General features: G+C 33.5%; 18 protein-coding genes and 1 pseudogene. 5 read left to right on the top strand and 14 right to left on the bottom strand.

Translation table 11 applies throughout. From position 1 onward, the window contains the following. Positions 1-225: 225 nt before the first annotated feature. A complete protein-coding gene (locus BKH42_RS08370; protein ID WP_095296160.1) occupies positions 226-918 on the top strand; it encodes an aspartate/glutamate racemase family protein in 693 nt (230 codons plus the stop codon). A 134-nt stretch (positions 919-1,052) separates the two neighbouring features. On the opposite strand, the gene BKH42_RS08365 is transcribed toward BKH42_RS08370, so the two are convergent. From BKH42_RS08365 to BKH42_RS08345, 5 genes are all read right to left on the bottom strand, one after another. After that, positions 1,053-1,715, bottom strand: a complete 663-nt coding sequence (locus BKH42_RS08365; protein WP_095296159.1) for a DNA/RNA non-specific endonuclease — start codon at positions 1,713-1,715, stop codon at positions 1,053-1,055. Between the two features lie 64 nt (positions 1,716-1,779). Continuing rightward, positions 1,780-2,271, bottom strand: a complete 492-nt coding sequence (locus tag BKH42_RS08360; RefSeq protein ID WP_095296158.1) for a phosphatidylglycerophosphatase A — start codon at positions 2,269-2,271, stop codon at positions 1,780-1,782. A gap of 4 nt (positions 2,272-2,275) precedes the next feature. Then, positions 2,276-3,460, bottom strand: coding sequence for a sulfate adenylyltransferase (locus tag BKH42_RS08355; RefSeq protein ID WP_095296157.1), 1,185 nt, complete (start codon positions 3,458-3,460; stop codon positions 2,276-2,278). Further along, complete coding sequence (locus tag BKH42_RS08350; RefSeq protein WP_095296156.1) at positions 3,438-4,325, bottom strand: response regulator; 888 nt, start codon at positions 4,323-4,325, stop codon at positions 3,438-3,440. The genes BKH42_RS08355 and BKH42_RS08350 overlap by 23 nt, the downstream gene beginning before the upstream one ends. Further along, a complete protein-coding gene (locus tag BKH42_RS08345) occupies positions 4,322-5,476 on the bottom strand; it encodes a bifunctional 2-C-methyl-D-erythritol 4-phosphate cytidylyltransferase/2-C-methyl-D-erythritol 2,4-cyclodiphosphate synthase (RefSeq protein ID WP_095296155.1) in 1,155 nt (384 codons plus the stop codon). Before BKH42_RS08345 ends, BKH42_RS08350 begins: the two co-directional genes overlap by 4 nt. A 156-nt stretch (positions 5,477-5,632) precedes the next feature. Here BKH42_RS08345 and thiC point away from each other — a divergent pair, with 156 nt between their 5' ends. After that, the gene (gene thiC, locus BKH42_RS08340) at positions 5,633-6,985 is read left to right on the top strand and encodes a phosphomethylpyrimidine synthase ThiC (protein WP_095296154.1); all 1,353 of its coding nucleotides are present in this window, start codon (positions 5,633-5,635) and stop codon (positions 6,983-6,985) included. Between the two features lie 255 nt (positions 6,986-7,240). Beyond that, a complete protein-coding gene (locus BKH42_RS08335; RefSeq protein WP_095296153.1) occupies positions 7,241-8,347 on the top strand; it encodes an Mrp/NBP35 family ATP-binding protein in 1,107 nt (368 codons plus the stop codon). Between the two features lie 3 nt (positions 8,348-8,350). On the opposite strand, the gene BKH42_RS08330 is transcribed toward BKH42_RS08335, so the two are convergent. From BKH42_RS08330 to BKH42_RS08290, 9 genes are all read right to left on the bottom strand, one after another. After that, the gene (locus BKH42_RS08330) at positions 8,351-9,418 is read right to left on the bottom strand and encodes an LptF/LptG family permease (protein WP_095296152.1); all 1,068 of its coding nucleotides are present in this window, start codon (positions 9,416-9,418) and stop codon (positions 8,351-8,353) included. Beyond that, positions 9,415-9,990 (bottom strand): aminoacyl-tRNA hydrolase, encoded by a 576-nt coding sequence (gene pth, locus BKH42_RS08325; protein WP_095296151.1) that lies wholly within the window; start codon positions 9,988-9,990, stop codon positions 9,415-9,417. Before pth ends, BKH42_RS08330 begins: the two co-directional genes overlap by 4 nt. 5 nt (positions 9,991-9,995) lie before the next feature. Further along, entirely contained in the window at positions 9,996-10,532 is a 537-nt protein-coding gene (locus tag BKH42_RS08320) for a 50S ribosomal protein L25/general stress protein Ctc (RefSeq protein WP_095296150.1), read from the bottom strand. 88 nt (positions 10,533-10,620) lie between these two features. Continuing rightward, a complete protein-coding gene (locus tag BKH42_RS08315) occupies positions 10,621-11,598 on the bottom strand; it encodes a transaldolase (RefSeq protein WP_257874299.1) in 978 nt (325 codons plus the stop codon). Then, entirely contained in the window at positions 11,595-12,944 is a 1,350-nt protein-coding gene (locus BKH42_RS08310; RefSeq protein ID WP_095296149.1) for a UDP-N-acetylmuramoyl-L-alanyl-D-glutamate--2,6-diaminopimelate ligase, read from the bottom strand. Before BKH42_RS08310 ends, BKH42_RS08315 begins: the two co-directional genes overlap by 4 nt. Then, positions 12,941-13,555: a histidine kinase gene (locus BKH42_RS08305; RefSeq protein WP_095296148.1), complete on the bottom strand. Its 615-nt coding sequence runs from the start codon at positions 13,553-13,555 to the stop codon at positions 12,941-12,943. Before BKH42_RS08305 ends, BKH42_RS08310 begins: the two co-directional genes overlap by 4 nt. A 10-nt stretch (positions 13,556-13,565) precedes the next feature. Continuing rightward, positions 13,566-13,841, bottom strand: a complete 276-nt coding sequence (locus BKH42_RS08300) for a NifU family protein (RefSeq protein ID WP_095296147.1) — start codon at positions 13,839-13,841, stop codon at positions 13,566-13,568. Positions 13,842-13,973: 132 nt separating this feature from the next. Next, on the bottom strand, positions 13,974-14,480 hold the full coding sequence (locus BKH42_RS08295) for a YqhA family protein (protein ID WP_095296146.1): 507 nt from the start codon (positions 14,478-14,480) through the stop codon (positions 13,974-13,976). 42 nt (positions 14,481-14,522) lie between these two features. Then, positions 14,523-14,873, bottom strand: a complete 351-nt coding sequence (locus BKH42_RS08290) for a cytochrome c (RefSeq protein ID WP_095296145.1) — start codon at positions 14,871-14,873, stop codon at positions 14,523-14,525. A 61-nt stretch (positions 14,874-14,934) separates the two neighbouring features. Between BKH42_RS08290 and folD the strand changes: the two genes are divergently transcribed. Beyond that, on the top strand, positions 14,935-15,795 hold the full coding sequence (gene folD, locus BKH42_RS08285) for a bifunctional methylenetetrahydrofolate dehydrogenase/methenyltetrahydrofolate cyclohydrolase FolD (protein ID WP_095296144.1): 861 nt from the start codon (positions 14,935-14,937) through the stop codon (positions 15,793-15,795). Positions 15,796-15,803: 8 nt separating this feature from the next. Further along, a pseudogene (locus tag BKH42_RS08280) lies at positions 15,804-15,940 on the top strand (S26 family signal peptidase); the annotation flags it as partial.

The following is a 15,940-nucleotide window of genomic DNA, read 5'->3' as shown; positions in this document are numbered from 1 at the left end:
TAGGGCTTTGCCTTTTTGGTTGCAAAAAAGTAGATTATTATCAATGTTATTGATAGTGTTGCGAATCTCTAGCCAGTGTTTAAGAAGCTTTTCTATATGGTTTTTACGAATCATTGCCATGCGGTATCGCCTATATCAGTAAATTTTTATTGGTATTAAGTTTATAAGATCATCAGTGTATAATATTTCAATGATTTAAAGGATAAAATATAGGAGGCTATATAAATGAAAATGATTGGATTGCTTGGTGGAATGAGTTGGGAGAGCACGGCTATATATTATCAAATTATCAATACGGTTATCAAAGAAGAGCTTGGCGATCTGCATTCAGCTAAGGTGTTGCTCTATAGTGTGGATTTTCAAGAAATACAAGAGTATCAGAAATGTGGGGAATGGGAGAAGAGTGCAAGAGTTCTTGCAAATGCGGCGTTGAATTTACAAAAAGCTGGGGCGGATTTTATTGTTATTTGTAGCAACACGATGCATAAAGTACTCCCACAGATTTCGCAGAATATTTGTATTCCTATTTTGCATATAGCAGAGGTCACAGCAAAGGAATTGCAGAAAAAAAATATTCTTAAAGTGGGATTGCTTGGAACTAAATATACCTTACAGCAAGGATTTTATAAGGACAAGTTGATAGCTAATGGCATAGAGGTTATCATACCAGATGAAGATGATATTGAAATTATCAACCATATCATATATGATGAATTGTGTGTGGGCGTTGTTTCAGAAAATTCGAAATCACAATATCTGCATATCATAAAGAAACTCTCAGGTAAGGGTGCTGAAGGTATTATTTTGGGTTGCACTGAAATTGGTCTTTTGATTTCTCAGAAGGATACGGAATTGCCCATTTTTGATACGACATATATCCATGCAAATCAGGCTGCTATGTATTCAATAAAGGATTGAGCTAAAGATTAACGTTTCAAATAACTGCTCTGATTGGGTATAAAATATTTCAATCCCTCTAGACTTCTAGATTATTTAATTCTGAGGAATATTTTATTGGGATATGTGAAGTCTTGTTTTAGGATAAAGTATTGCTATTGTTTTTCACAATCTATTTTATAATCAATTAATTTTTCATCCATAACTGTATGGTTTGGTATTTGATAACATTCTTCTTCATTTCCTGCTTCAATTATTTTTATGTAGCTTTCAGGAATAGCGATATTATCTTTGATATGTTTGGGGTTTTTAGAGTAAATAACAATGTTTAATACTTGAGCACTTCCTTTTTCTTTGGCTAGTTTTCTTTCTCTATCCTCTGCTTTTTTCCACACCCTTTGATTGATTTGAGGATTTTGAGGAGTGATATTACTCATTAAAAATGTAGAAGCCTGAGCCTTTGTAGTTGCGTTCATTGATTGGTTAGAAAGTGTATGACCCCTATCATATCCGCTATGAGTGTAGTCTTGTGTTTTGGTGCGGTATTCTTCAGGGATTTGAGTATCTGATTTAAAAGTAGGTCTTTTTCCTGCACTTCCTAGTTCCAAGATTTTTCCTTCTATTTTGTAGGCTATAGCATTGGTACCCTTGTGTTCAAAACTGTAACAATTGATATAATAGTACTTATCCATCACCAATGAACATTTTTGTTTTGTAAAATATTTTTTAAAAGGTGGGTAGATTTTGTAGTGGTTATAAACTGATAAAACAGGTGTTATATAAATAAGTAGAAAAATCAAAAGGCTTTTAGGTTTCATATTGGATCCTTTTTTACTATCTTAACTGAAATTTCTAATAAATAACTATTATTTTTTATGAATTTTAATTTTTATATGAGATAGTGATTCCAAAATTTGGATCTAGTCCAAAATAAGCCATCAGTTTTAAAACCAACAAGATACTAAGCCCTGCCAAAAATCCAGCAAGTGCGTCATCACCTACGACTCCAAGCCCACCTTTAGTTTTTTTATCAATTTTGCCAATAAGAGATGGTTTAGTGATATCATAGAGCCGAAAAAATAAAAATGATCCTATGATTCCCACTAGGGAGAATCCTGCCATTCCCATTGCAATCCACATACCTACTAGTTCATCAATAACGATACTCTTATCATCATGAACCCCACCATTTTTTTCATAAATATCAATTTGCTTTATGGCTACAAGAGCAATAAAAATACTGAGTAAGATGATTGTTTCAGTAGAGTAATACAATAATGGAATCCCTAGAATAAGTGCTAGTATGCTTCCCATAGTTCCAGGTGCTATCGCTGATTTGCCGCTATAAAATAAGGTCAAAAATAATATTCTCATTTTTTTACACCAAAGAAGGATTTTGGTAAAGTTGCATCAGTTTGATATAAAATTCCTCTTCACTTTTGCTTTTGAGTATGCCCTCTGAAGGAACAATATCGTAGTAGAGTTTTTCCAAGTTAGAGAAACGATTTGGATAGAGTGTAGATAAAATCATCGCTGATATTTCCTCTCTCATTAGCATAGAAGGAGGCAAAATACCAAGCTTGAGAAGTTCCAAAATTGATTCTGAGTTGTAGTTGGTATGGTGATGATTGCCGTGAGGACAAGTTGATTGACTTACTAGAGTTTTGCACAATTCGCAATAAACATATTCGCTAACGATCTTGATTTTAATATCCACCCCTTGAAGGTTATCAAAAATAGAATGTCTTGTTTTTTCTGTGTAATAAATAGAGAGATTAGGACTATTTTGACCTACAACAAGCTTAGTGCACCCGTAATTTTTTGCAACGATTGAATGGAGTAACATTTTATTTTGCCCTGCAAATAAATAGGTATCATCAAGTGGGATGATGCAGACTTTATCCTTGATAAGAAAATTATTAACGATGTATTGCAATATTTTTTCTCTGAGTGAGTAGGGCATAAAATCGTTTCTATAAGGTTTGAGCAAGAATATAACCATCAGGTCGCAATCCTTGAGTTCTTCACGCAACATTCTTTCGTGGGCTCTATGAATGGGTTTTGCACTCATCATCACGCCAGTTATTTTTTTGGCATTATAGAGCTTGATTTTTTCTTCTAAGGATTTTTTGGTTTCCTTTATATCTTCAAAAATTACATTATAATCACCGCTTATTGCATAATCCCCAAGTCTTTCACGCACTATTTCAGCCTCTTTTGTGAACAGATCCCCACCCATAAGTTTTTCTAATCTTTGAAATTTATCTATCTTAAAAACTTCTTTGGCTTTGATATTCCCAACGATCTTATTTTCACAGACAATATCCAATACCTCATTTTTTTGAGTTTTAGATAGAACCTGAAGATTTCTTTTTCCATTAGGACATAATAAAAAAGGACAAGGGAAGGTTTGATCTTTGTATATTCCCATTTTATCCACAGATTCCATTTCTTTTTGTCCCATCAAAGTAGTTGCGGGATACAACAAGCCTTCTTGAACTAGCGAAAGGGCAGAAAGTGCCTCTTTATCAATGTAGATTTTATTTTTTTCTTGAGATACCATATTTTTTTCTCTTTTCCCATAAGCTTTTTCTACTCATCCCGAGTTTTTTTGCAAGTTCTATATCAGGATAACGTCCTTCAAATTTCTTAATGATAGCTTTTTCATAATCTTTTACAGAAAGTATTTCTGCCCCAATTTCGTGATTATTGGGGATATTTGATATATCTACGATTTGAGAGAAAATGATTTTATCTGTGGTGATGATAGAAGCGATCACAGGATATTTGATGATGGATTCTAAGAAATCCTTGCGGTCTTGTTTTTTCAACTCTTCTAAATTTGTTATATATGCAAGAGTTTTTTTTGAGGTATTGTTTTTGAGAAAGCTTTTATATTTATCTTCTTTAATACTAAAAAATTCAAATTGAATATTTTTTTCTTTGGCATATTTCATCGCATAAATATCAGCACTCCTTTGAGAGTTACTTTTAATGATAAAAGGTGGATGATATTGAAAAGGGGTAGGGGTATTGAGCTCTTTTTCAATAAAGTTAAAATAAGATCTGTAGAAATTAATTTTACACACTATTTCTTTGTATCCCTTATAGTGTTCGATTTTTCTGATCAGCTCATCAATCATAAAAGGCTTGAGAATATAATCTTTTGCTCCTGCTTTAATGGGCTTACTGACAGTGTCATCACTCACATAGGAAATCATCATAATAATGATTGAATTGGAATTGTTTCTGATGAACTTCTCATAATGATCCCCGCAAATACTAGAAGAAATCAAAATGACATCATAAGTGTTTTGTAGATTCAGATCTATTATAGAACTTATCTGGCATTCATGTCCTATATCAGCTAGTTTTGAAGCAATGCTTTGGGCTAAGTAAGTTTCATTTTCCATAATCAATACATTCATATTCTTTCCTTCCAATTTGTAAGTTTTAAGTTCACATTTGCAATGGCACTCACCCCTTCTTTTCTCCCTATAAATCCCAAATTTTCAGTTGTGGTTGCCTTGATATTGATTTTTGCTTTATCTGTATATAGTATTTTTGCAATACATTCACGAATCTGAGATTTGTACGGAGAAATCTTTGGTGTTTGTGCTAAAATCGTGATATCGGCATTGATAAGTTCAAATCCTATACTGAGGATAAAATCATAGATTTGCTTGAGCAATATTTTTGAATCAGCATTTTTAAATGTGGGATCATTGTCAGGGAACCACTCTCCAATATCACCTCCACCTATGGCTCCAAGCATTGCATCACAAAGGGCGTGAAGTGCAACATCACCATCACTATGGGCAGCAAATCCAAAATCTGATTCTATTTTCACTCCCCCTAAAAACATCGGTTTATTTTTTTCAAAACCATGAATATCAAATCCAGTTCCGCTAAAAATTTCATTTGATACTGGAGGTAGTTGGTTTAGAAAATGAATATCTTCATAGTATGTTAGCTTGGTAAGTTTTGGACTTCCTTTCACGTATATGATTTTTCCATTATGATAATTAATCGCAGAACTTTCATCGGTAAATTCTTGAACATCAAGAGAGGATTTCAACTTGCTTAATCTTGATAGTTGAGGAGTTTGGATTAGTTTTAAGGACTCTCTATTGATGTATTGTCCTTCATACATAGCTGTATCTGATACGTTCAAATAAGGAACAATGCAGTCTATAGAATCATCAAAACTTTCTAACATTCTGTCCCAAACATCTTTATCCATATTCCATCTGGCGACATCTGTTGTGAGGATAAATTCGGTTTGAACCTTCTTGATTGCATTTTTGAGAGATTCTTGACGTGAATTTCCACCCAATACAATTTCAAAATCAGAAATTTTTTTCATATATTCAAAATCTTCTTTGGAGGCCGTGATGATGATTTTTTTAAAATCATAAAGCTTGGAGAAATCATTTGCTACTTTTTGCCACAAAGGAAGAGTTTGCGTCCTTAGCCATTGTTTCTTGATGTGATTGCAAGTAGGGTTGCTTGAACAAAAGCGACTCGAATTTCCTGCCGCCATCACTACAAGAGATAAATCAATATTTTTAATCGACACGTCAATGACTCCTCATTTTAGTTTTAAGCTGTTACCAAATTATACACATTTAAATCTTTTTAAAAACTTGAATTTTATTTTTTTGAAAATTTGCGTGAGGTTTTTTGATGTATAATAAGCCAAATTCAAATTTATATTAGTATGAAAGAGTAAAAAATGAGAAAGCAATGGATAGAAGACCGCAAGAAAGATAAAATCAAGACTCAACTATATTATGCAAAAAAGGGCATCATAACCCCTGAGATGGAGTATATAGCTAATAAAGAATCTTTGAGTGCAGAAACTATCAGAAAAGAGGTCGCAAAAGGTAGGCTGATTATTCCAGCAAATATTAATCATATCAATTTAGAGCCGATGGGGATAGGCGTGGCTTTGCGTACAAAAATAAATTCAAATATTGGGAGTTCATCTATTATAAACTCTATTGATGAAGAAGTTGAAAAACTTAAAGTTTCTATCAAATATGGAGCAGACACCGTGATGGATCTTTCTACAGGAGGGAATCTTGATAAGATTCGAGAAGCAATCATTGGGGCTTCTTGTGTCCCTATAGGAACAGTGCCAATTTATCAAATACTACATGATGTGAAAAATGATGTGATGAAGCTTGATATTGATGTGATGTTGAATGTTTTAAAAAAACAAGCACAGCAAGGAGTGAGTTATTTTACTATCCATTGTGGTTTTTTACTAGAGCATATGCCTTTTGTGAGCCGTAGAAAAATGGGAATTGTGAGTCGTGGTGGTAGCTTGATGGCTAGTTGGATGATGAACTATCACAAACAAAATCCTTTTTATGAAGCCTATGATGAGATTCTTAAGATTTGTCAAGAATATGATGTGAGTTTAAGCTTGGGTGATTCTTTGAGACCAGGTTGTTTAGCAGATGCGAGCGATGAGGCTCAATTTGCAGAATTGAAGGTTTTAGGAGAACTTGCCAAACGTGCTTATGAAGCAGATGTTCAGGTGATGATAGAAGGTCCAGGCCACGTTCCTTTGAATCAAATTGAACGCAATGTAAAATTACAAAAAGAATATTGCAATGAAGCGCCTTTTTATGTTTTAGGACCACTTGTCACAGACATAGCAGCAGGGTATGATCATATTGCAAGTGCTATAGGAGCCTGTGTAGCCGCTTGGAAAGGGGTTGCGATGTTGTGCTATGTGACCCCTAAAGAGCATCTAGGTCTTCCTAATGCTAAAGATGTTAGAGAAGGAATTTTGGCATATAAAATCGCTGCACATGCTGCTGATATTGCTAGGGGTAGGATTGGAGCTAGAGTTAGAGATGATGAGATGAGTGATGCTAGATATGGGTTTAATTGGAATAGACAATTTGAATTAGCTCTAGATCCTGATAGGGCTAGAGAATATCACGATGAGGCATTGCCACAAGAAGTTTTTAAGGAAGCAGAATTTTGCTCAATGTGTGGTCCAAAGTTCTGTAGTTACAAAATCAGTCAAGATATTTTCAATGAATATAAAGAAGAGAGCACCGAGTCAAATTAGTCATAGTTTTTATTTAATGTGCTGTAAAAATTACACTATGTTGATTTTAACAACGGAATAATTGTGCATAGCTTTATTAATAGAGTTTTTCCAATCTCCATGATTGCTTAAAAAATATTTTTTCAAATAGAGTGAGTCGTTATGACGGTTTGTTATTTTATTGCATTTGAGCTACAATCATCAGAGCATTTATTTTCTATTGGTGTTTCTTGATTATAAGGTTTATGAGATTTCATATTTAATTTAAGGAAGATAATGATCACTCAAGATAATGTACTAGAAATATTAAAAACAGTTATATATCCAAATTTTGAAAAAGATATTGTGAGCTTTGGGTTTGTCAAAAATATCACGTTACATGAAGATAAATTAGGGCTTTTAATTGATATACCTTCAAATGCCCAAGAGGTAGCACAAACCCTTAGAGATGAGATAGAAAACAGGATTGAACCTTTGGGTATTAAAAATATTCACATTGATATAAAAACTCCTCCAAAACCCACCCCTAAAGCTCCTGTGAGTAAAAATTTAGCTCCACAAATCAAACATTTTGTGATGGTGAGTTCTGGAAAAGGTGGTGTTGGAAAAAGTACTACGAGTGCAAATATAGCCATCGCATTAGCACAGCAAGGCAAAAAAGTTGGATTGCTTGATGCTGATGTTTATGGTCCAAATATCCCTAGAATGTTAGGTTTGAATACCTCTAAACCTAGTGTGGATCCTAGTGGCAAAAGACTTATCCCATTGAAAGCTTTTGGTGTGGAAATGATGAGTATGGGGATTTTATATGATGAGGGTCAAAGTCTGATTTGGAGAGGTCCTATGCTAATGAGAGCAATTGAACAAATGCTCACAGATGTTATTTGGAGCGATCTAGATATTTTGGTGATTGATATGCCACCTGGCACGGGTGATGCACAACTAAGTCTAGCTCAGAGTGTTCCTGTTAGTGCAGGGATTACCGTGACCACACCACAACAAGTAAGCTTAGATGATAGTGCTAGGTGTTTAGATATGTTCGTGAAATTGCATATTCCTATCGCGGGAGTTATTGAAAATATGAGTGGATTTATTTGCCCTGGTTGTGGGGAGGAATATGATATTTTTGGTAAGGGAACTTCCCAAGTTCTTGCAGATAAATACAATACAAAAATGATTGCACAGATTCCTTTAGAGCCAAAAATTCGTGAAAGCGGAGATAGTGGAAAGCCTATTGTATTTTTCGATCCTAGTGCAAGTAGTGCTAAAGCTTATGTTAGTGCGTCTATTTCAATTATTGAATTTTTGAGAAAGGTAGAAGAAGAATCCTTGGCAGATAATAAGAATATACAGCCAACAAAAGACAATTCACATTTGCATTGATATTTAACTTCGATTGTTGATTTTTTTAAAATGCCAAAATCCTATTATAGTAAGCATTATAAGTGGGGTTAAAATCCCCACTTCAGGTAAAAATAATCCACTCACACTCAGTTTCCCTAATGCAAAAAATAATCCCCAAATAACTAGTGAGATTACTATGAAACCAAAACTAAGCAATGCGAGGTTCCCATATCTAGCTAAACTTGGAGTGTAATAAGCAATAATCATTGCAGTTAGAGGAACAAAAAATGGAATTAAAATAAAACTATAAAGGATCGATCGAACTTTTTCACTCCCTGCATTTTGATTTTTGAGAATAATGACTGATTGGATTGCATCTATAATTGATACAGATGGTTTGTTCTGATAGATTGTATCTAGTATCTTAGGACGAAATCCTTTGAGGATTTTTAGCTCATCTAGGTGTTTGGTTTCAAGTCCCTTGCCTCCTAGTTTGAAATTATCTGGAAGGGTTGAAATGCTCACATCTTCTAAAACCCAATATCCATCCTCAAAATAAGCGGTATTGGCTTGTGTAAAGGAACTTAAAAAATAATTTTTGAGTTGAAAAATTTTAATATTTTGGGCTTTTTGCAAAATAGGATAAATTTTTCCAAAATACACATAATCTTCGCCATATTTTACAAGTAGATCTTCGCTAGTGTTTGAAAAATTACCTTGATAGATGATTGACTCAGCTTTTTCTTGAGCATATACAAAAGGGGTAGCATTCAGGCCAATATAAACCAAGCTAAACAATAAGCTGATAATCACAATAGGTTTTAATATTGCTTTTTTGGAAAATCCAATTGCCAACAAGGCGGTATATTGATTGGCTTTTATCATCGTGATATAGAAAATTACCATTGCCAGAAGTAAAGAAATAGGTAAGGTGTAATTGATCGCATAGAGCATATCATAAACAAAAAATAATATTGCAAGGTTTGCAGAATCTGGAAATTTATCAACATATTTAAGGCTATCAATGCTGATGAAAAACATTTCCAAAGCACAAAAAACAATTAAAAAATATTTCAGATAATAATAACCTACGAATCTGAAAAGCATCACAAAGTCTCATTTTTAATATTTTTGGTGAAGTTGTTTTGAAGCAATAAAAAATTCTTATTATCAATAAAAAACTCTAAGGATTTTACACAATGATTCAATAAGGAGGGTATTTCTTCAAATTCATTGGAGCTGAATTTACTAAGAACATAATCAACCACTGGTATTTTTTCACTTTTGCTGATACCAAAACGCAAACGATAATAATCATTTCCAAATAAGTTATCAATGGATTTAAGTCCATTGTGTCCGCCACTTGAACCACCTTTTTTAAAGCGAATGCTTCCAAATGCTAGGTCTAGATCATCATGCACAACAAGAAGTGTTGCTATTTTATAAAAATTCATTATAGATGCTATTGAAGAGCCTGATAAATTCATAAAGGTTTGAGGCTTGATAAGTAAAAGTTCTTTTGAGGGAAGCTTAGCTATGAGGGCATTAAATTTAGCGGAAGGTTCAAAACCTATCCCTAAGCAATGGCTTAGAGAATCCAAAATATCAAAACCAATATTATGTCTTGTGTGTTGATACTTACTGCCCGGATTTCCTAAACCCGCAATGAGGATAGGTGACATTTAGATTACTTAGCTTTTATCACGCCCACAACAGCAACAGATGGATTTTCTATGATTTTTACATCAGCTTTTTCTGCTAGATCTCTCACAAGAACAGAATCCCCAACATCAAGTTTTGAAACATCAATATCATAACTAGCTGGTAGTTTCTCAGGAGCAGCTTCAACAGTGATACGCTTTTTAGAAAATAATAAAACACCCTTATTTTTCAAACCTACAGGAATTCCGCTGATTTTCACTGGTATTTTATATCTTGAGACAATACCCTTTTGTGCCAACAACAAATCAACGTGCATCAGATTGCTTGTAACGGGATCTTTTTGATATTCTTGCACAACTACCTCAAAAGTGTCAGAGCCTATTTTTACTGGGAATATCAAAGTAGTTTTTGTTTTGAGTGCTTTGATAAATTCGTTTGTTTTGAATGCACAGTGAATATTTTTGGTTCCCTTGCCGTAAATGTTGGCAATTAGATAACCATCATTCCTTAAGGCTTTTGTACTTGCCTTTGAAATACTCTCTCTAATTTTTCCTTCTAACATTTTTGTTTCCTTATTTTGTTAATAATTCTGAGGGGAGCATTGTATCTAAAAAAGTCTTAAAGATTTCAAATAGCTGAGATTTGCATGACTAGATAGAACGCAGTAAATTCTCAAAAGCCTTTTCAAAAGCTTCCAAGCCTTCTTTTAGTAGTGATACATACAGATTTTCAATATTTATCCCAGCATCAACTATCTCTTGGATTCCCTTCTTGATGGATTCTTTATCAGTAGATATTGGAGTTATTGGGGCATTATTTGTAAGATAGGCCTTAATAGCATCTAATGGGGCAGTATTCACACAATGGGGGAGATATAGCATATCAATGTAGTAGTTTTTTGGTAATTCCTCACCCTTCACGCCCGTAGAAGCAAATAATGTTCTCATAGAAGGATTGTCGTATTCTTCAATTAGATTATAGCATTCTAAGGCATTGTAAATTCCTAGTTTAGCCTTTAGCTTAGGAGCAGTTATCAAACTCTGTTCAATGGCTCTATCAAAGCGCGAAACAAATACGCTTATAACAGATCGGATTTGATTTGAAGTATTTTTTCGGCTGTTTGTGAGCACATCCGCACATTTTTTAGCTTGTTTAGGCGAGAATATCAAGGTTGCATTTACAGGAATATCACTTTTATGAAGTTCATACATCACCTCATATCCAGCTTCTGTAGCAGGAACTTTTATCATCACGTTACTAGCTTGAATGCTCTTGAATAATCTTTTGCCCTCATCTATACTTTTAGGTGCATTTTCTCCTAAAAGTGGATCAATTTCAATACTGATATAGCCATTATCTTTATTTTTTTCCCACAATGGAAAGAGAATAGAGGCCGCTGTTTTGACATCTTGTATTGCCAAAGCTTCGTAGATGGATTTTGAATCATTGCCCTTCATAGAATCGATTTGAGCTTTGTATGCAGGGGAACTTAAGATTGAGTTTGCAAAAATACTAGGGTTGCTTGTTGCACCTAATATGTCTGGTATGAGTGATTTGAATTCTTTTTTTAAAAAATCTCTTTCGATAAAATCGCACCATAAACTGAAATTTTTAATATGCTTATTCATTTGATTCCTTTTTTGGATTTATTTAGATAATCTCTAATGATTTTTCTATCATCAAAGTCTATTTTTTGAGTTCCAATGATTTGATAGGTTTCATCCCCCTTGCCTAGAATAAGCAAAACATCTTCATTGTCTAAATCATCAATAGCTTTTTGTATGGCTTTTTTTCTATCAACAATAGTGGTGATTGAATGTGATAAATGTTCAGGAATACCTTTTAGAATATCTTCAATAATGCTTTGAGGATCTTCAGATCTAGGATTATCTGATGTGATGTAGAGTTTTTGAGCATAACTAGCCGCACATTCCCCCATTTTAGGTCTTTTGGTTTTATCTCGATCGCCTCCTGCACCAAAAACAACTGAAATATTTTTACTCTTAAAGCTTTCAAAAATTTGTTTCATTCCATCATGGGTGTGTGCAAAATCCACTATGATGAGAGGAGATTCTGATATAACTTCCATTCTCCCGCTCACTCCACCAAAATTTTCTAATGCTTCAGCAATATTTTCTAAGGGTTTTTGAGTGAGGATTTTAATGCAGGTGATAGCTGCTAAGATATTATATAAGTTGTGAACTCCATATAGTGGAGAATTGATAAAAGTTTCCTTGCAATTATTTTCTCTTAAATTCTCTTTCCAACTGATATGTGCTTGAATTCCTTGTTTTGGTGAATACGCATTCACACAAAGATTGGCTTTTGAATTTAATGCATAGCTATATGTATTAATAGGATTATACAATGCCTTATTTTCATCCCTATTGATAATCTTGATTCCCTCATCTGTAAAAAAACTATTTTTTACACGAATATATTCTTCAAGTGTTTTGTGATAATCTAGATGATCACTTGTTATGTTTGTGAGGATTTTTGCTACAAATTCTAGACCTTCTATGCGATCTTGTTCAATGGCATGTGAGCTCACTTCCATGACAAAATATTCACATTCTAAAACACTAGCATATTGAATGTCTTCATAGAGTTCTAGTATTGAAGGGGTGGTGAGACCTTTTGGTTTGATTTCTTTGTCGTTGGCAAAAAAACCTCTTGTTCCAAGTAACGCGACTTTATAGCCCATATCTAGCAATATAGAATAAATAATTGCAGCAGTTGTTGTTTTGCCATTTGTGCCTGTAATGCCTATGATTTTTGGGGTCATTTTAAAGTATTTTTTCAAATCTCGTGCTTGTAAGATATCTAGATTTTGAGTTTTGATTTGATCTACAAATGAAGTGTTTTGTTTGGTATGGACAAATAAAACGTTAGGGTGTTTGATGGCATCTCTAGAGTCATCACTGATGAAGTTGTATGTTTTTCCATTATATTGAATATCTTTTTTTATTTTCATTTTGTTTTATCAACCGCTTTTTGTAGAATTTGGCGAATTTTTTCATCGTATATGGCCACACTAGGCATATTTTCAATATAGCTCAGAGACATTTCATAAAAATCGTTTTCTACTAAGAGATCCAGAAAATCGTAAAAATCATTTTTGCTCGTAAAAATGATTTTTGTACTAAATATTAGATTCTCAAATACTTCTTTGAAGTTATCATTTTGACATATCTTTTTAAAATCGGGATATAAAATTCCATCAATATTTTCAGCTTCAATGTTGTCTTCGTTGGAAACCATAGTGCTCATTTTATCTATGTTGGAATCAAAAGAATTGATGAGCTCTAGGATTTGACGCTGTATTTTTGTTCTAGCAGCACGAGGCTGGGCGGCCAACATTGTTTCATAAAGTTCATAAAATCCATAAGCTTCTTTTGGAAAATCCATTGCCATATCAGAAAGTAAAAGTCCTATTTTTGCAGATAAATCATCTTTATCAAGGAATAAGGCATCTGAAAATAATCTAAGTGCAGCCTTGCAATCTTGGTTCGCAAAGAGTTTAAACCCCTTTTTAATAAGGGTTCGTTTTTTGGGATCATTATTGATCTGAAAGCTAGTTTCCATTAAACCCCCTTTAAGATATTTTATAGTTTTTTTCCTCTCCATAAGGGACACTTATAATTTCAATATCTGGATGAATATCTTCCTTGAGTTGCCTTTCAATACCATATTTTAGTGTTTGAGTGCTACTAGGACAAGATTTACAAGCACCTTCAAGCCTAACATAAACCCTAGCATCTTTGATAGCAAGAACACTGACATTCCCTCCATCATTAGTCAAATAAGGACGAATCTTTTCAATGGATTTCTCTACAGGTTTTCGAAGTTCTTCATCGCTAAAAGGGAACATAATACACTCCTTTGAGTTTTTTAGACTTTATAGCATAAAATCTTCAAATTTTCGTTCAAAAATGCTTTCAATTCTTTTGGTGGATTTTATACCAAATATTCCAATAAAGTCTTAATTCTAAAAAAGTTTAATTTAGTGTTTGTGTAAGAAATATAATCCTACACAAATAGCCAGTATAGAACCAGCAAAAAAGATCATATCTTGGGCATTATTGATCCCCATACTCAAAACTTTTGAGAAAAATGCTACTATCAAAGCCATTACAATGACTTTAGCTAGTTTGTCTTTGAGTTGATCAAGGGTATGAATCTCTAGTACTTTTGAGCTTGTGTCATCTTTGATAGTGATTTTTCGAATAAAAAGCTCGTATAAACCAAATGAAAAAATCAAAAGCACCACTGCAATGAGATACAAATCAATAGCCGTTACAATTGTATGTAGCAACACATTATGAATATCTGATTCTTTTTTTAAAAATCCTCTATAATATCCATAAGTGTTTCCTATTGCTTTGAATATATCAATACTGGCAACAACAAAAAGTAATATTGCTCCTATCATTGATAAGATAACTGCCAAAAGCACAAACAGCCTAGAATTCCAAAGTATTTTTTCAAACATTTTCTGCAAAAAATCCATTCACTTCTCCTATTTTAATTGAGATGTTTTTGTAATAAAAGTCTATTTTTTGGAACTGATATACAGATAAATCGCTTTAATTTCTTCTTCTGTTAGGTTGTATTTTGGCATAATCCCTTTATCTTTACTCAAGGCTTTTTTGAATGCTTCAAAATCCATATCGTTAATTTTTGGAGCCTTGATAATTTTACTTTTGTTTTTATTTTTATAAGTGGCGATAACTTCGCTTTCGCCATTTTTTCCATGACACTTAATACAACCTATGTTGCGTGGATTTTCATAGAGCTTCTTGCCATATTCTTGGGTGGTGATAAAGCTAGTGTCTTTTGATTCTTGTGCAAAGACATAAAAACATAGACTAAAAAAACAAAAAAAGAGCTTTTTGTGCCTCATAGACTTCCTTTAAGGGTTTTTTATTATAATAGCATACACACTATAATTTAAAGGCAATTAAATGACCCTTCTTGATGGTAAGACTTTAGCTGCAAGTATTGAAAAGGAGCTTATAGATGAAGTTCATCATTTTAAAGTCTCTGGTATCATTCCAACCCTTGCTGTTGTGTTGGTTGGAGAAGATCCAGCTAGTTGTGCGTATGTGAATATGAAAGTTAAAGCTTGCGATCGTGTAGGGATTGTGAGCATTGCAAAAAGATTATCTGAAGATGTTGCTGAAGATGAATTGCTCAAAATTATCCAAGATCTTGATAAAGATGAAAATATTGATGGAATTTTAATACAGCTTCCATTGCCAGGGCATATAGACACAAAAAAGATCTTAGAAGCTGTTAGTTATCAAAAAGATGTAGATGGATTCCATCCTTTTAATGCAGGTAGGCTTTTAGCAGGCATACAGGCCTTTGCACCAGCAACTCCTTTAGGGGTGATGAATCTACTTAAAAGTTATGACATATCTGTTCGTGGAAAAAATGTTGCTATAATTGGAGCTAGCAATATTGTCGGGAAACCGTTGGCTTCTTTAATGTTAAATGCTGGAGCTACTATTAGTGTTTGTCATATCCTCACTCAAGATTTAACATTTTTTACTAAAAATGCTGATGTTGTTTGTGTTGGAGTGGGTAAGCCTGGTTTGATTCAAGCAGATATGATAAAAGAAGGTGCTATAGTGATAGATATTGGTATCAATCGCTTAGAAAATGGAACTTTAGTTGGGGATGTTGATTTTGAAAGTGTGAGCAAAAAGGCTACTTTCATCACACCTGTTCCAGGTGGTGTTGGTCCAATGACCATCGCCTCTTTGCTTCAAAATACGCTTTTAGCGGCTAAAAATAGAAAACTTAAAGATCAAAAATCATAAGGAATAAAATGAAATTTTTAAAGTTTATGTATAAATTTTGTGCGAGTTGGACAGGCACAATCATTATCGTATTGTTTATAGTGTTTTTTATTGCACAGGCCTTTATTATTCCTTCTAGGTCTATGGTAGGGACTTTATATGAAGG

This window comes from Helicobacter sp. 13S00482-2 (assembly GCF_002272795.1).
Taxonomy (GTDB): Bacteria; Campylobacterota; Campylobacteria; order Campylobacterales; family Helicobacteraceae; genus Helicobacter_J.
The sequence above is the reverse complement of the archived record's forward strand: the minus strand, read 5'-3'. Positions and strand labels throughout refer to the sequence as shown.